This window comes from Nocardia aurea (genome assembly GCF_003123685.1).
GTDB classification, from domain to species: Bacteria; Actinomycetota; Actinomycetes; order Mycobacteriales; family Mycobacteriaceae; genus Nocardia; species Nocardia aurea.
On the sequence record NZ_QCYJ01000084.1, the window covers coordinates 268,470 to 283,990 of the forward strand.

The following is a 15,521-nucleotide window of genomic DNA, read 5'->3' on the forward strand; positions in this document are numbered from 1 at the left end:
CAGCGAATCCAAAGCAGCCACCCGGCCCCCGAGTCCCCGGTCCTGTCCGACCGGGCCGCACAGGTTCGCCCTGAACGGATACGACTCGGGGGCCGCTCCATTTTCCGGCCCGAACGTTCTCGATATGGCCGACATGGTCGGGAATAATGCCGACGCGGCAGATCCTGAACATCACCGAAAACAGACCTGTCGACTGCACCGACCACTATCCGGATGACTCACTTGTTCCCCGTCGACCACGAACCGCTACCTGATTCTCAGGATTTACGACGTGAGGTGATCGACGCTCCGGATCGCAATTCCGGTGTTGTGCAATCATGAATCATGAAGCGCCACAAAAGAATTGCAACGAACTGATTGCCACCCGGCTGCGGCGACGCCTCCTGAATCGAACGTTTTCCGATCGAGCTTTGGAGGGTCGCTGCATCTGGAAAAGAATGTGCCGCGATCAGGGCAGTGCTTGTGAAGAGTTCGAATAGCCGAGCAGAGGTTCTGTCGAATGATCTGTCGGGGGCGTCCGCAGCGGGCTGGTCACCGCAACGCGACCTTCGTACCACCCGAGAACATCGAATCGTGCAACTCCAGTGACGTCGGCACGGTTCCAATCGGTACGTCGAACACCAGCGCGACCTGAATCTTGAAGCCAGGATTCAAATCTGGTTTCCAGTCTTCCGAGTTCACAGCTCGAACGGCCGACGAATCGTTTGCGAACTCGCGTCCCTGAGCATCGAACAGCTTCTGATTGCTGTCGATGTATGACCTCGGTTCGTTGCCCGTGTTGGTGACGTCCAGGCGGATCACTATGAACTCGCCCATCGCGGTCGCCTCGCGATACCCGCTGCCGAGTGTCGACACCGGTGCTTCGACGGAAGTGACTTGGAACTCGAACTTCCCATCCCGGACCGCCGAGCCGATCGCGGCGATATCCCCGTTGCGGTTGGATGTGCTGGTTTCATCGGTGTCGCTGTTGCTCGCGAGGCTGACGATGCCGAAGCATCCACCGCACAACAGGATCGGAAGGAGGATGAGCAGGAACGGCCACACCGGGGTCTTCTTCTTCGGTGTTTGCTGCACCGGGTATTGCTGGCCCGGATACCCGGAAGGATGCGGCTGCTGGATCGGGTAGCCAGGTTGTGTCCCGTACGGCTGCTGTTGCGGCCCGGTCGGCGGTTGCTGCGGATAGGTCACGGGTTCCCCCTGCTTGTTCCAGTGGATATCACCATCTGATCGGTGTGGCGGATGACACGTTACGGGTTGCCGCTTTTCGGGTAGGGGCGGATGCCGGAATTTGCGGACCGCGAGATTGTGGAGGTGCCGTGCCATAGCTGGCGCGGTCGCGAACGCGGAGGTTCTCCGCCGCGGTATACCAGCAGATGACCGGTAGCAGCGACCCCGACGGCTGCCCGATTTTCGGGCGGTGGGACCGTGCACGGTAGGCTGGCCCAATTGTCTTCCAGCCGTTGCCCGACTGGGTGATCCCGCCACCGGGTGGGTTCACGGTCGCCGCGTTCCTGCGACTGCGGGGTCTTCCGAAGAACACCGAGCTGATCGACGGGGGACTGGTCTTTCGGAGCCCGCAGGAGAAGCGGCACCGGCAGGTTATTTCACTTCTCCGTCGCGAACTCGACCTACAGGCGCCCGCGCATCTGCGCGCGGATCGTGAGATGGCGGTGAAGCTGGGCAAACGGCAGATGCCCGAGCCCGATGTCATGGTGGTGACCGCGGATGCGCTCGATCGGAGAGATCCGTCGACGTACTACTTCGCCGAGGATCTGGTGCTGGCGGTGGAGGCGGTGTCTCCCGGTTCCGAGGAACGTGACCGCGAAACGAAGCCGCTGAAGTACGCCAACGCGGGAATTCCGCACTACTGGCGGGTCGAGCGTGGTGACGTGGATCGGGTCGTGGTGTACGTCTACGAACTCGATCCCGCGACGAATCGGTATGTGCCGGTGGGCATCTTCCACGATCGCCTGAAGATCAGCGTGCCGTTCGAGATCGATATCGATCTGACGGCGGTCGGTCGTCGCGGCTGAACTACGCCGCGCCGATCGACCGGGTGAGCTGAACAGAGGCGATCGTCAGCCGATGTAGCGCTGGAGGCGGGCGGAGAGGCGGGGTTCGAGGGGGCCGTCGGCGACGACGCGTTCCTCGACGTAGGCCAGGTCGCCGCCTTCGATGATGCCGTAGAGGCGTTTGGCTCCGCCGACCACGATGCCGGATTGGGAGCGGATGACGACGTCGGTCGCCAGTTCCCAGGAGGACTGGGTCAGGGCGGTGCCGTAGAAGAGTTCGACGATGCCGGTGCTGTGGGTGAGCAGCAGTTCGATGACTTCGTCGTTGTCGTCGGTGCCGACCCGCCAGAAACCGCTTTCGCGGAGGTCGGGGCCGCCGTAGGAGCCGTCGGCCTCGATGATCCAGGAGCGCGAGCTCCAGGCCAGGTAGTCGCCGCCGTCGTGGGAGACGATGATCTGCTGGCCGAAGCGGTAGTCGCCCCGATCGGGGGAATTGCCTTCGCCTTCGCCGCGCCACACGCCGACCATCGGCAGCAGAGCGAGCAGCGCCGGACTCAGATCGGGCCCGAGCCGCAGATTAGCGGTGTCCTCGGGGAGCGGGAGATCCGGAAGGACCGGGATGTTGCGGGCACCGGTCGACTTCGCGCGTTCGGCTGCCTCGGCTACCGCCTCGTCGCCACTGCGACGGACGGAATGCCCGTTGCCGTTCATGTGATCACTCGCTCGCTCGGCCGGATTGGAACCTTCGCTCGCGAGATCGCTCATGACTCGGTGAACAGCCGGTAGAAGACGTACAGACCGAACCAGCCGATGAGGACGGATACGGCCACCAGCAGAATCTCGAAGAAGAGGACCACATTCGGAGTCTAACGACTGGTGCCCGCTCCGACGCAAACGGCCCCGGTGCTTCCCCTCACAGGAAGCACCGGGGCCGTCGAAAGGTGCCTTATTTGGCGACCGCGACGTCCACGCTGTGGATGCCCGCGCCCTCGGGGCGGACCTCGGCCGAGCCGTTGCCCGACGAGGACAGCGCGCGCAAGGTCCACGCGCCGGGAGCGGCGAAGAAGCGGAAGTCACCGGTGCCGGAGGCGACGACCTCGGCGGTGAAATCGCCGTTACCGTCCAGCAGGCGCACGAACGCGCCGCCGACCGGCTGGCCGTCGGTGCTCAGGACACGGCCGGTGATGACCGTTTCCTTCTCCACATCGACGCCCGCGGGGATTGCCTGACCCTGGGTAGGTGCTGCGCACATATGAATTACTCTCCCAACTCGATCGGAGCGCCGACGAGCGAACCGTATTCGGTCCAGCTGCCGTCGTAGTTCTTGACATTCTGGTGGCCGAGCAGTTCCTGCAGCACGAACCAGGTGTGCGAGGAACGCTCACCGATCCGGCAGTAGGCGATGGTGTCCTTCTCGCCGTCGAGGCCGGCTTCCTTGTAGATCTCGGTCAGCTCGTCGTCGGACTTGAACGTGCCGTCCTCGTTCGCGGCCTTGCTCCACGGCACGCTGATCGCGGTCGGGATGTGGCCGGGACGCTGGCTCTGCTCCTGCGGCAGGTGCGCGGGAGCAAGGATCTTGCCGGAGAACTCGTCGGGCGAACGCACGTCGACCAGGTTCTTGGTGCCGATCGCGGCGATGACCTCGTCGCGGAAGGCGCGAATGGTCAGGTCGGGCGCGGCGGCCTTGTACTGGGTGGCCGGACGGGTGACGGCGTCGGCCGAGAGCGGACGGCCGTCGAGCTCCCATTTCTTGCGACCACCGTCGAGCAGCTTGACGTTGTTGTGGCCGTACAGCTTGAAGTACCAGTACGCGTAGGCCGCGAACCAGTTGTTGTTGCCGCCGTAGAGCACGACCTCGTCGTCGTTGGAAATGCCGCGGGCCGAGAGCAGATCGGAGAACTGCTCCTGGTTCACGAAGTCGCGACGAACCTGATCCTGCAGGTCCTTCTTCCAGTCGAGCCGGACGGCACCCTCGATATGTCCACCGTCGTAGGCAGAGGTGTCCTCATCGACCTCGACGAAGACCACGCCGGGGGCGTTGAGGTTCTCTTCGGCCCAGTCAACGGAGACCAGGACATCGGAGCGAGCCATGTTGTTCCTTTCGGGATTTCGACTTGCAGGGTTCAGTTCTGTGCCGGGGTTCCGGCGGGGCCGGAAGTGGCGTCACGCGTGATCCCGGAGGATTCGCCGACGACGCCGCTCGGAGTGGTCCGGCGGAAGCGGGTGACCAGCGGATAGAGCTGGCAACCCAGGCAGATCCCGAACGCCGCGTTCAGGAACGCGGCGAACAGGGCGAAGCCGGCGAACACACCGCCGACCACTGTGGAGCCGGCCAGGAAACCCAGCAGGCTGACGGCGCTGAAGATCAGGCCGAGTAATTGGGCGAACCGCAGCGGCGCCGTCGGTTCGGTTTCGGTGGCGGGACCGACGCGCGGCGCGACGAACGCGGCGAAGATCCGGCCGTAGGGGTGCCGTCGCGGGCCGAGCGCCGCGCCGATCGCGAAGACGACGCCCTGCGCGGCGATGAGCACGGCGGCCAGGCCTGCCGAGAACGTCGCGGCGATCAGGACCACGACCAGGACGGCCGAGGTCACCCACGCGGCGAAGCGGGGTCCTCTGACGTCGACACGATCGGGTCCGCCGGGTGGCTTCGTGACATTGTCGTTGGTATCGGAGGGCATGGGTACTCCTGCGCTGAGGGACTCTGTTGGCGGAAATTTGCCAGTTCGCCGGGGGATCGTGTGGATCACTCGCACGGTGAACGTGGGTCGGCGTCAGGAAAAGCGCAACGACCGACCGGTCAGCGGCACAGGCAGCAACAACCGCCGAGGCGACACAGATCAACTGTGCGGCGTCGGGTGAGCATCAGCTCGTGGTCGGATTGCACGAGCACGAGTTTACCCAATTGGGCGGGAGAATTGGACCGCGGGTGCGAAACAGGCTGTATGCGGCGGCGTCAGGCCGGGTCGGGCACTGTCAAGGGGGCCAGCGCGGTCAGCAGATCTCCCGACTTGGGAACACCCGAGATGCGGAATCGTTCGCGGCCGAGGGTGTCGAAGACGAAGGTGGTCGGCAGCGACAGCACGTTCAGTTCGCGGGCCAGGGCGGGATCGGCGTCGATATCGATCTCGATGTCGAGCGGAGGCAGCGCGGATTCCGCCAATTCCTCGGTGACACCGGCGACTACGCGGCGCACGGCGGCGCACGGACCGCACCAGTCGGCGGAGAAGTGCAGGACGGCGGGGCCGCCGCCGGTCACCCCGGCGCCCGCCAGCAGTTGCCCGCGCGTCGACTGCTCGGTCACGGTCTTGCCGGTCGCCCTGACCGCGCCGCCGCGTCTGCGCAAGGCCAAGCCGACGAGGGTGGCGGCGAGGAGCATCACCACCAGAATTGTGATTTGTGTCATGGTCGCTGCAATCTGTCCAGATCGATCGTCACGTTCTCGCCTTTGCCCTCCACCTGGATCTGTCCGCCGAGTGCGAACACCTTGGTCGGAGTGATCCCGAAGGGGAGTTCCTTGGTATCGATTGTGCGCGAGAATCTGGCGAGCACCGCGGGCCGCTCGGCTTCGGGGATCTCCACGCCGGTCGGAAGGTCGGGACCGGTGCCTCGGTAGAAGCCGGTCGCGGTGATCTCCACCTGATCGCCGACCAGTTTCAACTCGGCCTGCACGCTCACCTTGTCGCCCGCCAGCTGCGCGCCGTTGCCGCCCTCCCTGGAGCCGGTGCCGGGCAGGGTGCCGGTGAGGATCAGGCCGTCGGCGTTGGTCGTCATACCCGATCCGCCCGATCCGCCGGTCCCGTCGGATTTGTCCGCGGGACGCGAATGCACTTGCAGATCCGGGATATTGAACAAGCGGCCGAGTTCGACGGGTTCGATGACCATGCGCGCGTCGAGTTTCTCGACCGGTACCCGGCGGACCTTGCCGTCGGACAGATCACGGAACGGCAATCGCACTCCGGTGAGATTCGCCTCCACGTAGATCTGGCCCGGAATATCGGGCCGGACGGCTTGGGCGCGGATCCCGACGCTCTGGTAGCGACCATCGAGCGCCTGACCGAAGAACGGGAATCCGTGAATCGTCACCTCGGGGTCCGCGCTCAGATCCGCGCCGACACGCAGGGCGCGCGACACGCGGTATTCCGAATAGGCGGCGGCTCCGAAATCGATGACCACGGCCAAGCCCGCGAGTATCAGCAGCCCGATGATCAGCTTGCGCATGAAAGAAACAGTACTTGGCGGTGCATTTCGCGTATCGACGGTCCGTATATGGATAGTTCTGTCACCCGGACGGCGAGGTCATCGTGGTCGACGCGCTAATCTTGCATCCGGAATCACCTGTGATCAGCGACGTGGCTTAGCAGTGTTGCTGTGTCCTGCGGAGCTACTAGATAGGAGGAGTGCTGTGGAGCTGCTCCTGCTGACCTCCGACCCCAATCCCGAGTCGGTACTGCCTTCCCTGGCGCTGCTCGCACACAATGTGCGACCGGCGCCGACGGAGGTGGCATCGCTGCTCGAAGCGGGTACGGCGGATGTGGCACTTGTCGACGCCCGCACAGACCTGGCAGCGGCCAGGGGCCTGTGCCGGTTACTCGGCAGCACCGGGTCGTCGGTCCCGGTCGTGGCGGTATTGACCGAGGGCGGCCTGGTGGCCGTCAACGCCGATTGGGGACTGGACGACATCCTGCTGCCGGGGACCGGACCCGCCGAGCTCGACGCGCGTCTGCGTCTGCTCGTCGGCCGCAACGGCGGCGTGGCGAGTCCGGAGAACACCGGCAAGATCACCCTCGGTGAGCTGGTGATCGACGAAGGCACCTATACCGCCCGCCTGCGCGGTCGCCCGCTCGACCTCACCTACAAGGAATTCGAACTCCTCAAGTACCTCGCGCAGCACGCGGGCCGGGTCTTCACCCGGGCGCAGTTGTTGCAGGAGGTCTGGGGCTACGACTTCTTCGGCGGCACGCGCACGGTCGACGTGCACGTGCGGCGGTTGCGCGCCAAACTCGGCAGCGAATACGAATCGCTGATCGGCACGGTCCGCAACGTCGGGTACAAGGCGGTCCGTCCGTCGCGTAACGCGGCGGCGACCAAGGGCGAACCCGTCGCCTACCAGGAGGAGAGCGTCGCCGAGGGCGACGATGTTCCGCTGGCCCCGGTCAACGGGGTCGTGCAGCAGTAAGAGGGACGCGGCGGCTCGGCGTGCCGTGACGGGAGAGGCGACTCGATGACGGATTCGGCACGGCGATGGAGTACCGGCGTGCACGCCGAGGACGCGGAAGCGGTGCGCGGCCTGCTCGCGCGGGCGACCGCGGCCGACGGTGTCGCCCCGGTTTCCGAGCAGGCGGTGCTCTCGCTCGGCTCGCCGGATTCGGCCCGGCATCTGCTTGCCGAACGCGACGGTTCCGTGGTCGGTTACGCCAACCTGGTCGACGCGCACGGCGACCATCCGGCGATGGCAGAGGTCGCCGTCGATCCCGCCGCGCGCGGCCACGGCATCGGCACGGAGTTGGTCGCGGCGGCACTGGCCGCGGGCGGTGCGGGGACGCGGGTCTGGGCGCACGGTAACCGGCCGGCTGCCGGCGCGGTCGCCGCGCGGCTGACTCTGGTGACCGCGCGCGAACTCTGGCAGATGCGCCGTCCGCTGGCAAAGCCGGAGCTACCCGAACTCGTGGTGCCGGACGATCTCGTGCTGCGCACCTACGCGGGGCCCGCCGACGACGCGGAACTGCTGCGCGTGAACAACGCGGCCTTCTCCTGGCATCCGGAACAGGGCGGTTGGTCCGAAGCCGATATCGACGTGCGACGCGGTGAGGCGTGGTTCGACCCGAAGGGACTGTTCCTCGTGACGGCGGCCCGAGACCCGGAGCGCCTGCTCGGTTTCCATTGGACCAAGGTGCATTACGACGAGAACCCGCCGGTCGGTGAGGTGTACGTGGTCGGAATCGATCCCGCCGCCCAGGGCAGGGGACTCGGTCGGCTGCTGACGCTGGCCGGTCTGCGTCATCTGCACGACGCGGGGCTCGGCGAGGTGCTGCTCTACACCGAGGCCGACAACACCGCGGCGGTGCGCACCTATACCCGGCTCGGCTTCGAGACCGCCCACGTCGACGTCGCCTACGCGGCCGCGACCGACGCGGAATCCGAATAGAAAAAGGCCATCGGATGCCCCGCGAGTAATGCTGGGGCAAACGTCACATACGCCGGAAGTATTCGCGCCAGCCTGTTCACTTTCCGTTCACCGGGACTGGTCCCACTGTCAACCGGGCGACTTTACGTTACTTGGAGGCAGCACAGCCGCTGCCCGGTGCGCTGGTTCCCCGCGAACGGCACCACAACAGCCGCCCGGGCCGGTGAGGGACCGGGCGCGTATGACGTGATTCCCGGAGGAATAGTGAAGCTCAAGCGCAGCAGCGCCCTCGTCGGTGTGCTGGCCGCGGTCGCCATGCCGCTGGCCGCGTGTGGCAGTGACGACAACACCTCGACCGACACCGGCAACGCCGCCAACAGCAGCGTCGCGTGCGGTGGCAAAGAGGCACTCAAGGCCAGCGGCGCGTCCTCGCAGAAGAACGCCATGGAGCGTTTCATCGCGGCCTACGAGTCCAACTGCGACGGCGCCACCCTGAACTACACCTCGAGCGGTTCCGGCGCGGGCGTCAACGAGTTCATCGGCGGCCAGACCGATTTCGGTGGCTCCGACTCGCCGCTGAGCGCGAAGAAGGAAGAGCCGGCCAAGGCCCAGGAGCGCTGCGGCGCGCCCGCCTGGAACCTGCCCGCCGTCTTCGGCCCGATCGCGGTCACCTACAACATCGACGGTGTGACCGACCTGGTTCTCGACGGCCCGACCGCCGCCAAGATCTTCAACGGCGCCATCACCACCTGGGACGCCCCCGAGATCAAGGCGCTCAACCCCAGCGCCAAGCTGCCCTCGGACAAGATCGCGGTGCTGTTCCGTTCCGACGAGTCGGGCACCACCGACAACTTCCAGCTCTACCTCGACGCCGCCTCCGACGGCGCGTGGGGCAAGGGCGGCGGCAAGACCTTCAACGGTGGCGTCGGCGAGGGCGCCAAGGGCAACGAGGGCACCTCGGCCGCCGTCAAGAGCACCAAGAACTCGATCACCTACAACGAGTGGTCCTTCGCCAAGTCGCAGAACCTGTCGGTCGCGCAGATCGTCACCTCGGCGAGCAAGACCCCGGTGAAGCTGACGGTCGAGTCCGCGGGCAAGGCCATCGACGGCGTGAAGATCAAGGGCGAGGGCAACGACCTCATCCTCGACACCTCCTCGTTCTACAAGCCGACCACCGAGGGTTCCTACCCGATCATGCTGGCCACCTACGAGATCGTGTGCTCGAAGTACAGCGATCCCGCGGTCGGCAAGGCCGTCAAGGCGTTCCTGAACACCGCCGTCACCAATGGCCAGAAGGGTCTCGAGGACAACGGGTACATCCCGATCCCCGAGCAGTTCAAGACCCGCCTGACCACCGCGATCAACGCCATCTCCTGATCGCATAGTCATGACCGTGCACCCTGAGGTGACCGCAGCGGGCTCGTCGAACTCGACGGGTCCGCAGGCGGCTGGAGATACTGCGCATATGTCGAGCGAACCGAAAGATGACGTGAGTCTCACGAAGGAGCCTCCTACCAAGGGGACCTCGGCGGCGCGTCAGCCACACAGTCAGCGAGCGGAGACCATTTTCCGGTCTCTGGCCGTCGCGGCGGGCGCGATCATCGTCGCGTCCATCGCGCTCATCGCGCTGTTCCTGCTGATTCGCGCGGTACCTTCGCTCCGGGCCGACACAGTCAACTTCTTCACGAGTACCGAATTCAACACCTCCGACGCGAACAACCTCCGCTTCGGCATCAAGGACCTGTTCATGGTCACGGTGATGAGTTCGATCTTCGCGCTCATCATCGCGGTGCCGATCGGCGTCGGCATCGCACTGTTCCTGACCCACTACGCCCCGAAGGCGATGGCGCGCCCGTTCGCCTCGCTGGTCGATCTGCTGGCGGCCGTGCCGTCGATCGTCTTCGGTCTGTGGGGCTTCCTGGTCCTGGCTCCCCAGCTGGGACCGGTTCAGGAATTCCTCAATCGGAACCTCGGCTGGTTCTTCCTCTTCGACAGCGGCAACGTGTCGCTGTCCGGTGGCGGCACCATCTTCACCGCGGGCATCGTGCTCGCCGTGATGATCCTGCCGATCATCACGTCGGTATCGCGCGAGGTCTTCAACCTGACCCCGGTGAACCATATCGAGGCGGCCCAGGCGCTCGGCGCGACCAAATGGGAAGTCGTCCGCATGACGGTGCTGCCCTACGGTCGCTCCGGCGTGATCGCGGGGTCGATGCTCGGCCTCGGCCGCGCGCTCGGCGAGACCATCGCGGTCCTGCTCGTGCTGCGCACCTCGACACAGCCGGGTGGCTGGTCGCTGTTCGACGGCGGCTACACCTTCGCGTCGAAAATCGCCTCGGCGGCATCGGAATTCAGTACGCCCTTGCCGACCGGCGCCTACATCGCGGCGGGCTTCGTGCTGTTCGCGCTGACCTTCGTGGTCAACGCGCTGGCTCGGCTCGCGGCAGGCGGAAAGGTTAATCAGTGATGACCACCACGTCGACGCTCGACAAGCCGGTCAAGGCGCCCACCTTCCGCGATGTGAGCACCAGCCGCCGCATCAAGAACCATGTCGCCACCGGCGTGGTGGCCCTGTGTTTCGCCATCGCGATGGTGCCGCTGGTCTGGGTGCTGTGGCTGGTCATCAGCAAGGGATTGTCCGCGATCCTCTCGCTGGACTGGTGGCAGAACTCGCAGAAGGGCATCCTGCCGGACGAGACCGGCGGCGGTGTGTACCACGCGATCTACGGCACGATCGTGCAGTCGGCGATCGCCGCGGTCATCGCGGTGCCGCTCGGTGTGATGGCCGCGATCTACCTGGTCGAATACGGTCGGGGCAGGCTCGCCAAGGTGACGACCTTCATGGTCGACATCCTCGCGGGTGTGCCGTCGATCGTCGCGGCGCTGTTCATCTTCGCCCTGTGGATCGCCACCCTCGGCGCCCCGCAGAGCGCGTTCGCGGTGTCGCTGGCCCTGGTGCTGCTGATGCTTCCGGTCGTGGTGCGCAGCACGGAGGAAATGCTCAAACTCGTTCCCGACGAGTTGCGTGAAGCCTCCTACGCCCTGGGCGTGCCGAAATGGAAGACCATCGTGCGGATCGTCGTCCCGACCGCCGCGCCCGGCATGATCAGCGGCATCCTGCTCTCGCTGGCCCGCGTCATGGGTGAGACCGCGCCGGTGCTGGTGCTCGTCGGTTACTCGAAGTCGATCAACACCGATCTCTTCGACGGCAATATGGCCTCGCTGCCGCTGCTGATCTACCAAGAGCTGGGCAACCCCGAGGCCGCGGGGCGTGAACGCGTGTGGGGCGCGGCCCTGACCCTGATCCTGCTGATCGCGCTGCTCTACGCGGCGGCGGCGGTCGTCAATAAATTCTTGACACGCAACCGATAACCGAACGAATTCCTCACCCGCAACCGATAACCGAACGGAAATTCCGATGGCCAAGCGTATCGACGTCAAAGATCTGAATATCTTCTACGGCAAATTCCACGCGGTCGCCGATGTCAAGTTGTCGGTTCTGCCGCGTAGCGTCACCGCCTTCATCGGTCCTTCGGGTTGCGGTAAGTCCACCGTGCTGCGTTCGCTCAACCGGATGCACGAGGTGACCCCCAACGCCCGCGTCGAGGGCGCGGTGCTGCTCGACGGCGAGGACATCTACGGCGCGACCGTCGATCCGGTGGGTGTGCGTCGCACCATCGGGATGGTGTTCCAGCGGCCGAACCCGTTCCCCACCATGTCGATTCGCGACAACGTGGTGGCCGGGCTCAAATTGCAGGGCATGCGCAACAAGAAGGATCTCGACGAGACCGCCGAGCGCTCACTGCGCGGCGCCAATCTCTGGAACGAGGTCAAGGACCGTCTGGACAAGCCGGGCGGCGGCCTGTCGGGTGGTCAGCAGCAGCGTCTGTGCATCGCGCGGGCCATCGCGGTCTCGCCCGACGTCCTGTTGATGGACGAGCCGTGTTCGGCGCTGGATCCGATCTCCACGCTGGCGATCGAGGATCTGATCACCGAACTGAAGAAGGAATTCACCATCGTCATCGTCACGCACAATATGCAGCAGGCGGCGCGCGTGAGTGACAAGACCGGCTTCTTCAATCTCGAGGCCCAGGGCAAGCCCGGCAGGCTGATCGAGATCGACGACACCGAGAAGATCTTCTCCAACCCGGGCCAGAAGGCCACCGAGGATTACATCTCCGGCCGCTTCGGCTAGAAATACGACCGCACAGAACGGCCCGCGCGAACGCGCGGGCCGTTCTGCTGTTTCCGGCAGGATGTCCGTCGAACAGGAAAGCCGCCCCGGATGATCCGGGGCGGCTGCGACGCGTGCCTGTGCTGGGAGGCGGCGGGTGATCTGCCGGTTGTCAGACCTCGACGTCGGGGTCGGGCGGCAGTTCGCCGGTGACCAGGAAGATGACACGGCGGCCGATCTCGACCGCATGGTCGGCGAAACGCTCGTAATAGCGGCCGAGCAGCGTCACGTCGACGGCCGCGGCCACACCGTACTTCCAGTCCCGATCCATCAGCAGGGTGAACAGGTGGCGATGCAGGTCGTCCATCGCCTCGTCGTCGACATTGAGCTGGGCGGCGCGCTCGGGATCGCGGGTGTCGAGCACTTCCTGGGCGCCTTCGCCCATGCTCACCGCGATACGGCCCATCTCGGCGAAGTAGCCGTTGACCGATTCGGGCAGCGCGTGGTTCGGGTGACGGCGGCGCGTCACCTTGGCGACGTGCAGGGCCAGCGCGCCCATCCGGTTCACGTCCTGCACGATCTGGATCGCGGAGACCACCTGGCGCAGATCACCCGCGACCGGTGCCTGCAACGCCAGCAGGGCGAAAGCCCGCTCCTCGGCCTGGGCGATCAGTTCGGCGATCCGGTCGTCCTCGGAGATGACCGACTCGGCCAGCGCCAGGTCGGCTTGTAGCAATGATTGAGTGGCCCGATCCATGGCCGTACCCGCGAGACCGGCCATCTCGCCCAACAGGTGGGCGAGATCGGCCATTTGCTCGTTGTAGATGACACGCATGACAGCAGAGACTAGTTGCCCACCCTGACCAAGTCACCAACAGACGGTGAATGGTCGGTACCGATACCCGCGTGCGCGTCCGGTCCGGAACCCGCAGGTACCGGCTGTCGTCGGCCGCTACACGCAGGTGTCGTCGGCCGCGTTCATATGCTCGAGATCCGCGGGCAGCACCGCCGGAGTCGACGGTGCCGCGGCGACATCGGGGATGACGTCGCCCACCGGGGTCGGCGACTTGATGACGCCGGTGTAATCCTTGCCGAGCACGACCTCGACGATGCTGCCGAGTTCGCTGTCGGATTCCAGGGTCGCCCCCGTGATCGAACTGGCGACGGTCGCGGCGTCGGCCTCGTGCCCCGGCGCGTACCTGACTTTGGTCGTGGCCGAACTGCCCAGCGAATAGTTGCCGGTGCTGTAGATGTTGAACCCGAAGTTGCCGAGCTTGTTGGCCGCGGTATTCGCCGCTCCGACCACGCCCGAACCGTTCGACACCAGCAGCGAGAGATTGTTCGGGTCGACGGCGATCGTCTTCGGCGTCTCGGCGGCGGGCTGGGTCGTCGTGGTGCCGGGGTCGGTCGCGACCGGCTTCTCACCTGGCAGCGGCTGATCGTCCCTGATGGCCTTGAAGATGGCCTTGATATCGGATTCGCGGGGGATCTCGTTGCCGTAGGACGTGGTGCCCGCGGTGGGGATGGTCAGGAAGGTCACCGTGCCCGCGTCCATCTTCTGCAACGAGCGGCCCAGCGTCAGCAGATCGTTGGGGGCGACCTTGTCCACGAAGGTGGCATCGGTGAACGCCCGGATGAAACCGTTCAGCTTGCCCGGATCGAACAGCACCCGGCTCGACAGCGCGCCGCGCAGCAGCGACGCGAGGAAGCGCTGCTGGCGATTGATCCGGTCGTAGTCGCTGCGTTCCTCGCCGTAGACGTGTCGGGCGCGCACATAGCTCAGCGCCGTCTCACCGCTGATCAGCTGTTTGCCCGGCTTCTCCAGCACGGTTCCCAGGATCTCGTCCACGACGGGTTTGGGCGAGCAGACCTCGACGCCGCCGACCTGGTTGACCATCGCCTCGAATCCGGCGAAGTCGATGCCGATGAAGTGGTTGATGGTGCTTCCGGTCAGTCGCTGGATCGTGCTCACCAGACATTTGGGCCCGCCCAGTGCGTAGACGGCATTGAGTTTGTCGCCGATCGCCGAGGGGAAGGTCTCGTCGGTGTAGCCGGGTTTGTCGTTGTCCCAGCGCGAGCACTGCGGCCTGGTGACATCGAGGTCGCGCGGGAACGACACCACGACGACGCGCTTGCGGTTCTTGGGGATGTGCACGAGCATCGCGGTGTCGGCGCGCGCCCCCTCGGCGTCGTCGATGGTGCCCGCGCCGATACTGCCGTTCGCGCCCGCCCTGGTGTCGGTGCCGACGATCAGGAAGTTCTCGTCACCGAGCTGGGCATCGGAATCGACGATGCTCTCGGAGTTGTCGTCGAGCGCGGACACCTGGGTGAAGGAGTTGTTGGTGGCGCGCAGGTAGCTCCAGCCACCGCCGGTGATCAACAGCACGAGTACCGCGAACAGGGTGGCGGCGATCCGGCCGGTCGTCTTGAGTCGCTTGTTGCGGCGCTGTTTACCCGCGGCCAGCCGCGACAGCGGCGGTTTCCCCACCGGTTTCGGGTCGGTGGCGCGTTTGGCGGGCGGCGGTGCGACCTTCCTCGCCCGCGCCGGTTCCGGTGCGTCGGTGACCGGGTCGAGCACGTCGGTGACGGCCTCGGCCAATTCCGGCTTCGGCGCGCGCTTTCCGGTGGCGGGACGCGGCGGGGGATTCTTGCCCGCGATGTCGTCGACGACCACCGAGCCGGTCGACGGCCGGGTGTTGCCTCCGCGCCGCGGCTGCGCGGGAGCCGGGTGCGGCGCGGGCGCCCGTGATCCGCCCGGGCGGGGCGGACGGGCGGCTTCGGCGGGGCGCGGTGCCGGATCGGCGGGACGCGGGCCGGGTTCGGGCGGTGGCGGGTTCCGGGGGTTCCTGGCTTGCGCCGGTGGTTCCTGGGGGCGGGGTTCCTGGGCGCGGCGACGACGGCCGCCGCGTTCGTTGTCCACCTTCTCGACGAGGTCCTGCACAGTCAGTGGAGCCGAACCGGAATCCGCGGGAGTGTCGTGGCGTGATCGCCGCGAGGTGTGCGCGCCCTCTTGTTCGTTGCTGTCCGCCGTGGAATAGCGCTCCCACGGGGCGCGACCTCCGGGCCGTGGCGATTGCCCGTGCCGATCGTCACCCACCAACGAACCTCGCTTTTCGTTCTTGTCGTCGCCTGGTCGGATAACGACCGGCATGACCGATTTCGCCAATGATAACGATTCCGCCACGACGAGCGAGCCCAGCGCGAGGCC

16 protein-coding genes are annotated in these 15,521 nt (G+C 65.9%); 7 read left to right on the forward strand and 9 right to left on the reverse strand.

Annotation, left to right across the window (positions count from 1 at the left end):
* Positions 1-531 precede the first annotated feature (531 nt).
* The gene (locus DAT37_RS14490; RefSeq protein WP_232839745.1) at positions 532-1,188 is read right to left on the reverse strand and encodes a DUF4352 domain-containing protein; all 657 of its coding nucleotides are present in this window, start codon (positions 1,186-1,188) and stop codon (positions 532-534) included.
* Positions 1,189-1,460: 272 nt separating this feature from the next.
* Here DAT37_RS14490 and DAT37_RS14495 point away from each other — a divergent pair, with 272 nt between their 5' ends.
* The gene (locus DAT37_RS14495) at positions 1,461-2,033 is read left to right on the forward strand and encodes a Uma2 family endonuclease (RefSeq protein WP_232839746.1); all 573 of its coding nucleotides are present in this window, start codon (positions 1,461-1,463) and stop codon (positions 2,031-2,033) included.
* Between the two features lie 45 nt (positions 2,034-2,078).
* On the opposite strand, the gene DAT37_RS14500 is transcribed toward DAT37_RS14495, so the two are convergent.
* The 6 genes from DAT37_RS14500 to DAT37_RS14525 form a co-directional block, all read right to left on the reverse strand.
* Positions 2,079-2,777, reverse strand: a complete 699-nt coding sequence (locus tag DAT37_RS14500; RefSeq protein WP_109525240.1) for an FABP family protein — start codon at positions 2,775-2,777, stop codon at positions 2,079-2,081.
* Positions 2,778-2,958: 181 nt separating this feature from the next.
* A complete protein-coding gene (locus DAT37_RS14505; protein WP_109525241.1) occupies positions 2,959-3,264 on the reverse strand; it encodes a DUF1416 domain-containing protein in 306 nt (101 codons plus the stop codon).
* A gap of 5 nt (positions 3,265-3,269) precedes the next feature.
* A complete protein-coding gene (locus tag DAT37_RS14510) occupies positions 3,270-4,103 on the reverse strand; it encodes a sulfurtransferase (protein ID WP_109525242.1) in 834 nt (277 codons plus the stop codon).
* Between the two features lie 32 nt (positions 4,104-4,135).
* Positions 4,136-4,693, reverse strand: coding sequence for a DUF4395 domain-containing protein (locus tag DAT37_RS14515; RefSeq protein WP_109525243.1), 558 nt, complete (start codon positions 4,691-4,693; stop codon positions 4,136-4,138).
* Between the two features lie 275 nt (positions 4,694-4,968).
* The gene (locus tag DAT37_RS14520; RefSeq protein WP_109525244.1) at positions 4,969-5,418 is read right to left on the reverse strand and encodes a thioredoxin family protein; all 450 of its coding nucleotides are present in this window, start codon (positions 5,416-5,418) and stop codon (positions 4,969-4,971) included.
* Positions 5,415-6,233 (reverse strand): LmeA family phospholipid-binding protein, encoded by an 819-nt coding sequence (locus DAT37_RS14525; RefSeq protein WP_109525245.1) that lies wholly within the window; start codon positions 6,231-6,233, stop codon positions 5,415-5,417. The genes DAT37_RS14520 and DAT37_RS14525 overlap by 4 nt, the downstream gene beginning before the upstream one ends.
* 184 nt (positions 6,234-6,417) lie before the next feature.
* Here DAT37_RS14525 and DAT37_RS14530 point away from each other — a divergent pair, with 184 nt between their 5' ends.
* The 6 genes from DAT37_RS14530 (at position 6,418) to pstB (ending at position 12,334) form a co-directional block, all read left to right on the forward strand.
* Positions 6,418-7,191 carry a winged helix-turn-helix transcriptional regulator gene (locus DAT37_RS14530; protein ID WP_109525246.1) on the forward strand — a complete coding sequence of 258 codons (774 nt, stop codon included), beginning with the start codon at positions 6,418-6,420 and terminating at the stop codon, positions 7,189-7,191.
* Positions 7,192-7,236: 45 nt separating this feature from the next.
* On the forward strand, positions 7,237-8,160 hold the full coding sequence (mshD, locus tag DAT37_RS14535; RefSeq protein WP_109525247.1) for a mycothiol synthase: 924 nt from the start codon (positions 7,237-7,239) through the stop codon (positions 8,158-8,160).
* A gap of 243 nt (positions 8,161-8,403) precedes the next feature.
* Positions 8,404-9,516, forward strand: a complete 1,113-nt coding sequence (gene pstS / locus DAT37_RS14540; protein ID WP_109525248.1) for a phosphate ABC transporter substrate-binding protein PstS — start codon at positions 8,404-8,406, stop codon at positions 9,514-9,516.
* An 88-nt stretch (positions 9,517-9,604) separates the two neighbouring features.
* Entirely contained in the window at positions 9,605-10,606 is a 1,002-nt protein-coding gene (pstC, locus tag DAT37_RS14545; protein ID WP_408637403.1) for a phosphate ABC transporter permease subunit PstC, read from the forward strand.
* Positions 10,606-11,511: a phosphate ABC transporter permease PstA gene (pstA, locus tag DAT37_RS14550; RefSeq protein WP_109525250.1), complete on the forward strand. Its 906-nt coding sequence runs from the start codon at positions 10,606-10,608 to the stop codon at positions 11,509-11,511. The genes pstC and pstA overlap by 1 nt, the downstream gene beginning before the upstream one ends.
* 46 nt (positions 11,512-11,557) lie before the next feature.
* Positions 11,558-12,334: a phosphate ABC transporter ATP-binding protein PstB gene (pstB, locus tag DAT37_RS14555; protein WP_109525251.1), complete on the forward strand. Its 777-nt coding sequence runs from the start codon at positions 11,558-11,560 to the stop codon at positions 12,332-12,334.
* A gap of 151 nt (positions 12,335-12,485) precedes the next feature.
* Here the strand turns inward: pstB and phoU are convergent, their stop codons facing one another.
* Together phoU and DAT37_RS14565 are read right to left on the reverse strand one after the other, a co-directional pair.
* A complete protein-coding gene (gene phoU, locus DAT37_RS14560; RefSeq protein ID WP_109525252.1) occupies positions 12,486-13,148 on the reverse strand; it encodes a phosphate signaling complex protein PhoU in 663 nt (220 codons plus the stop codon).
* Between the two features lie 117 nt (positions 13,149-13,265).
* The gene (locus DAT37_RS14565; protein WP_232839747.1) at positions 13,266-15,410 is read right to left on the reverse strand and encodes an LCP family protein; all 2,145 of its coding nucleotides are present in this window, start codon (positions 15,408-15,410) and stop codon (positions 13,266-13,268) included.
* Between the last annotated feature and the right edge of the window lie 111 nt (positions 15,411-15,521).

Bases quoted from the DNA above. Each gene is read 5' to 3' on its own strand.
- DAT37_RS14510 (WP_109525242.1), bottom strand. From the start codon at position 4,103: ATGGCTCGCTCCGATGTCCTGGTCTCCGTTGACTGGGCCGAAGAGAAC.
- pstA (WP_109525250.1), top strand. From the start codon at position 10,606: ATGACCACCACGTCGACGCTCGACAAGCCGGTCAAGGCGCCCACCTTC.
- mshD (WP_109525247.1), top strand. From the start codon at position 7,237: ATGACGGATTCGGCACGGCGATGGAGTACCGGCGTGCACGCCGAGGAC.
- DAT37_RS14515 (WP_109525243.1), bottom strand. From the start codon at position 4,693: ATGCCCTCCGATACCAACGACAATGTCACGAAGCCACCCGGCGGACCC.
- phoU (WP_109525252.1), bottom strand. From the start codon at position 13,148: ATGCGTGTCATCTACAACGAGCAAATGGCCGATCTCGCCCACCTGTTG.
- DAT37_RS14520 (WP_109525244.1), bottom strand. From the start codon at position 5,418: ATGACACAAATCACAATTCTGGTGGTGATGCTCCTCGCCGCCACCCTC.
- pstC (WP_408637403.1), top strand. From the start codon at position 9,605: ATGTCGAGCGAACCGAAAGATGACGTGAGTCTCACGAAGGAGCCTCCT.
- DAT37_RS14500 (WP_109525240.1), bottom strand. From the start codon at position 2,777: ATGAGCGATCTCGCGAGCGAAGGTTCCAATCCGGCCGAGCGAGCGAGT.
- DAT37_RS14505 (WP_109525241.1), bottom strand. From the start codon at position 3,264: ATGTGCGCAGCACCTACCCAGGGTCAGGCAATCCCCGCGGGCGTCGAT.
- DAT37_RS14525 (WP_109525245.1), bottom strand. From the start codon at position 6,233: ATGCGCAAGCTGATCATCGGGCTGCTGATACTCGCGGGCTTGGCCGTG.
- pstB (WP_109525251.1), top strand. From the start codon at position 11,558: ATGGCCAAGCGTATCGACGTCAAAGATCTGAATATCTTCTACGGCAAA.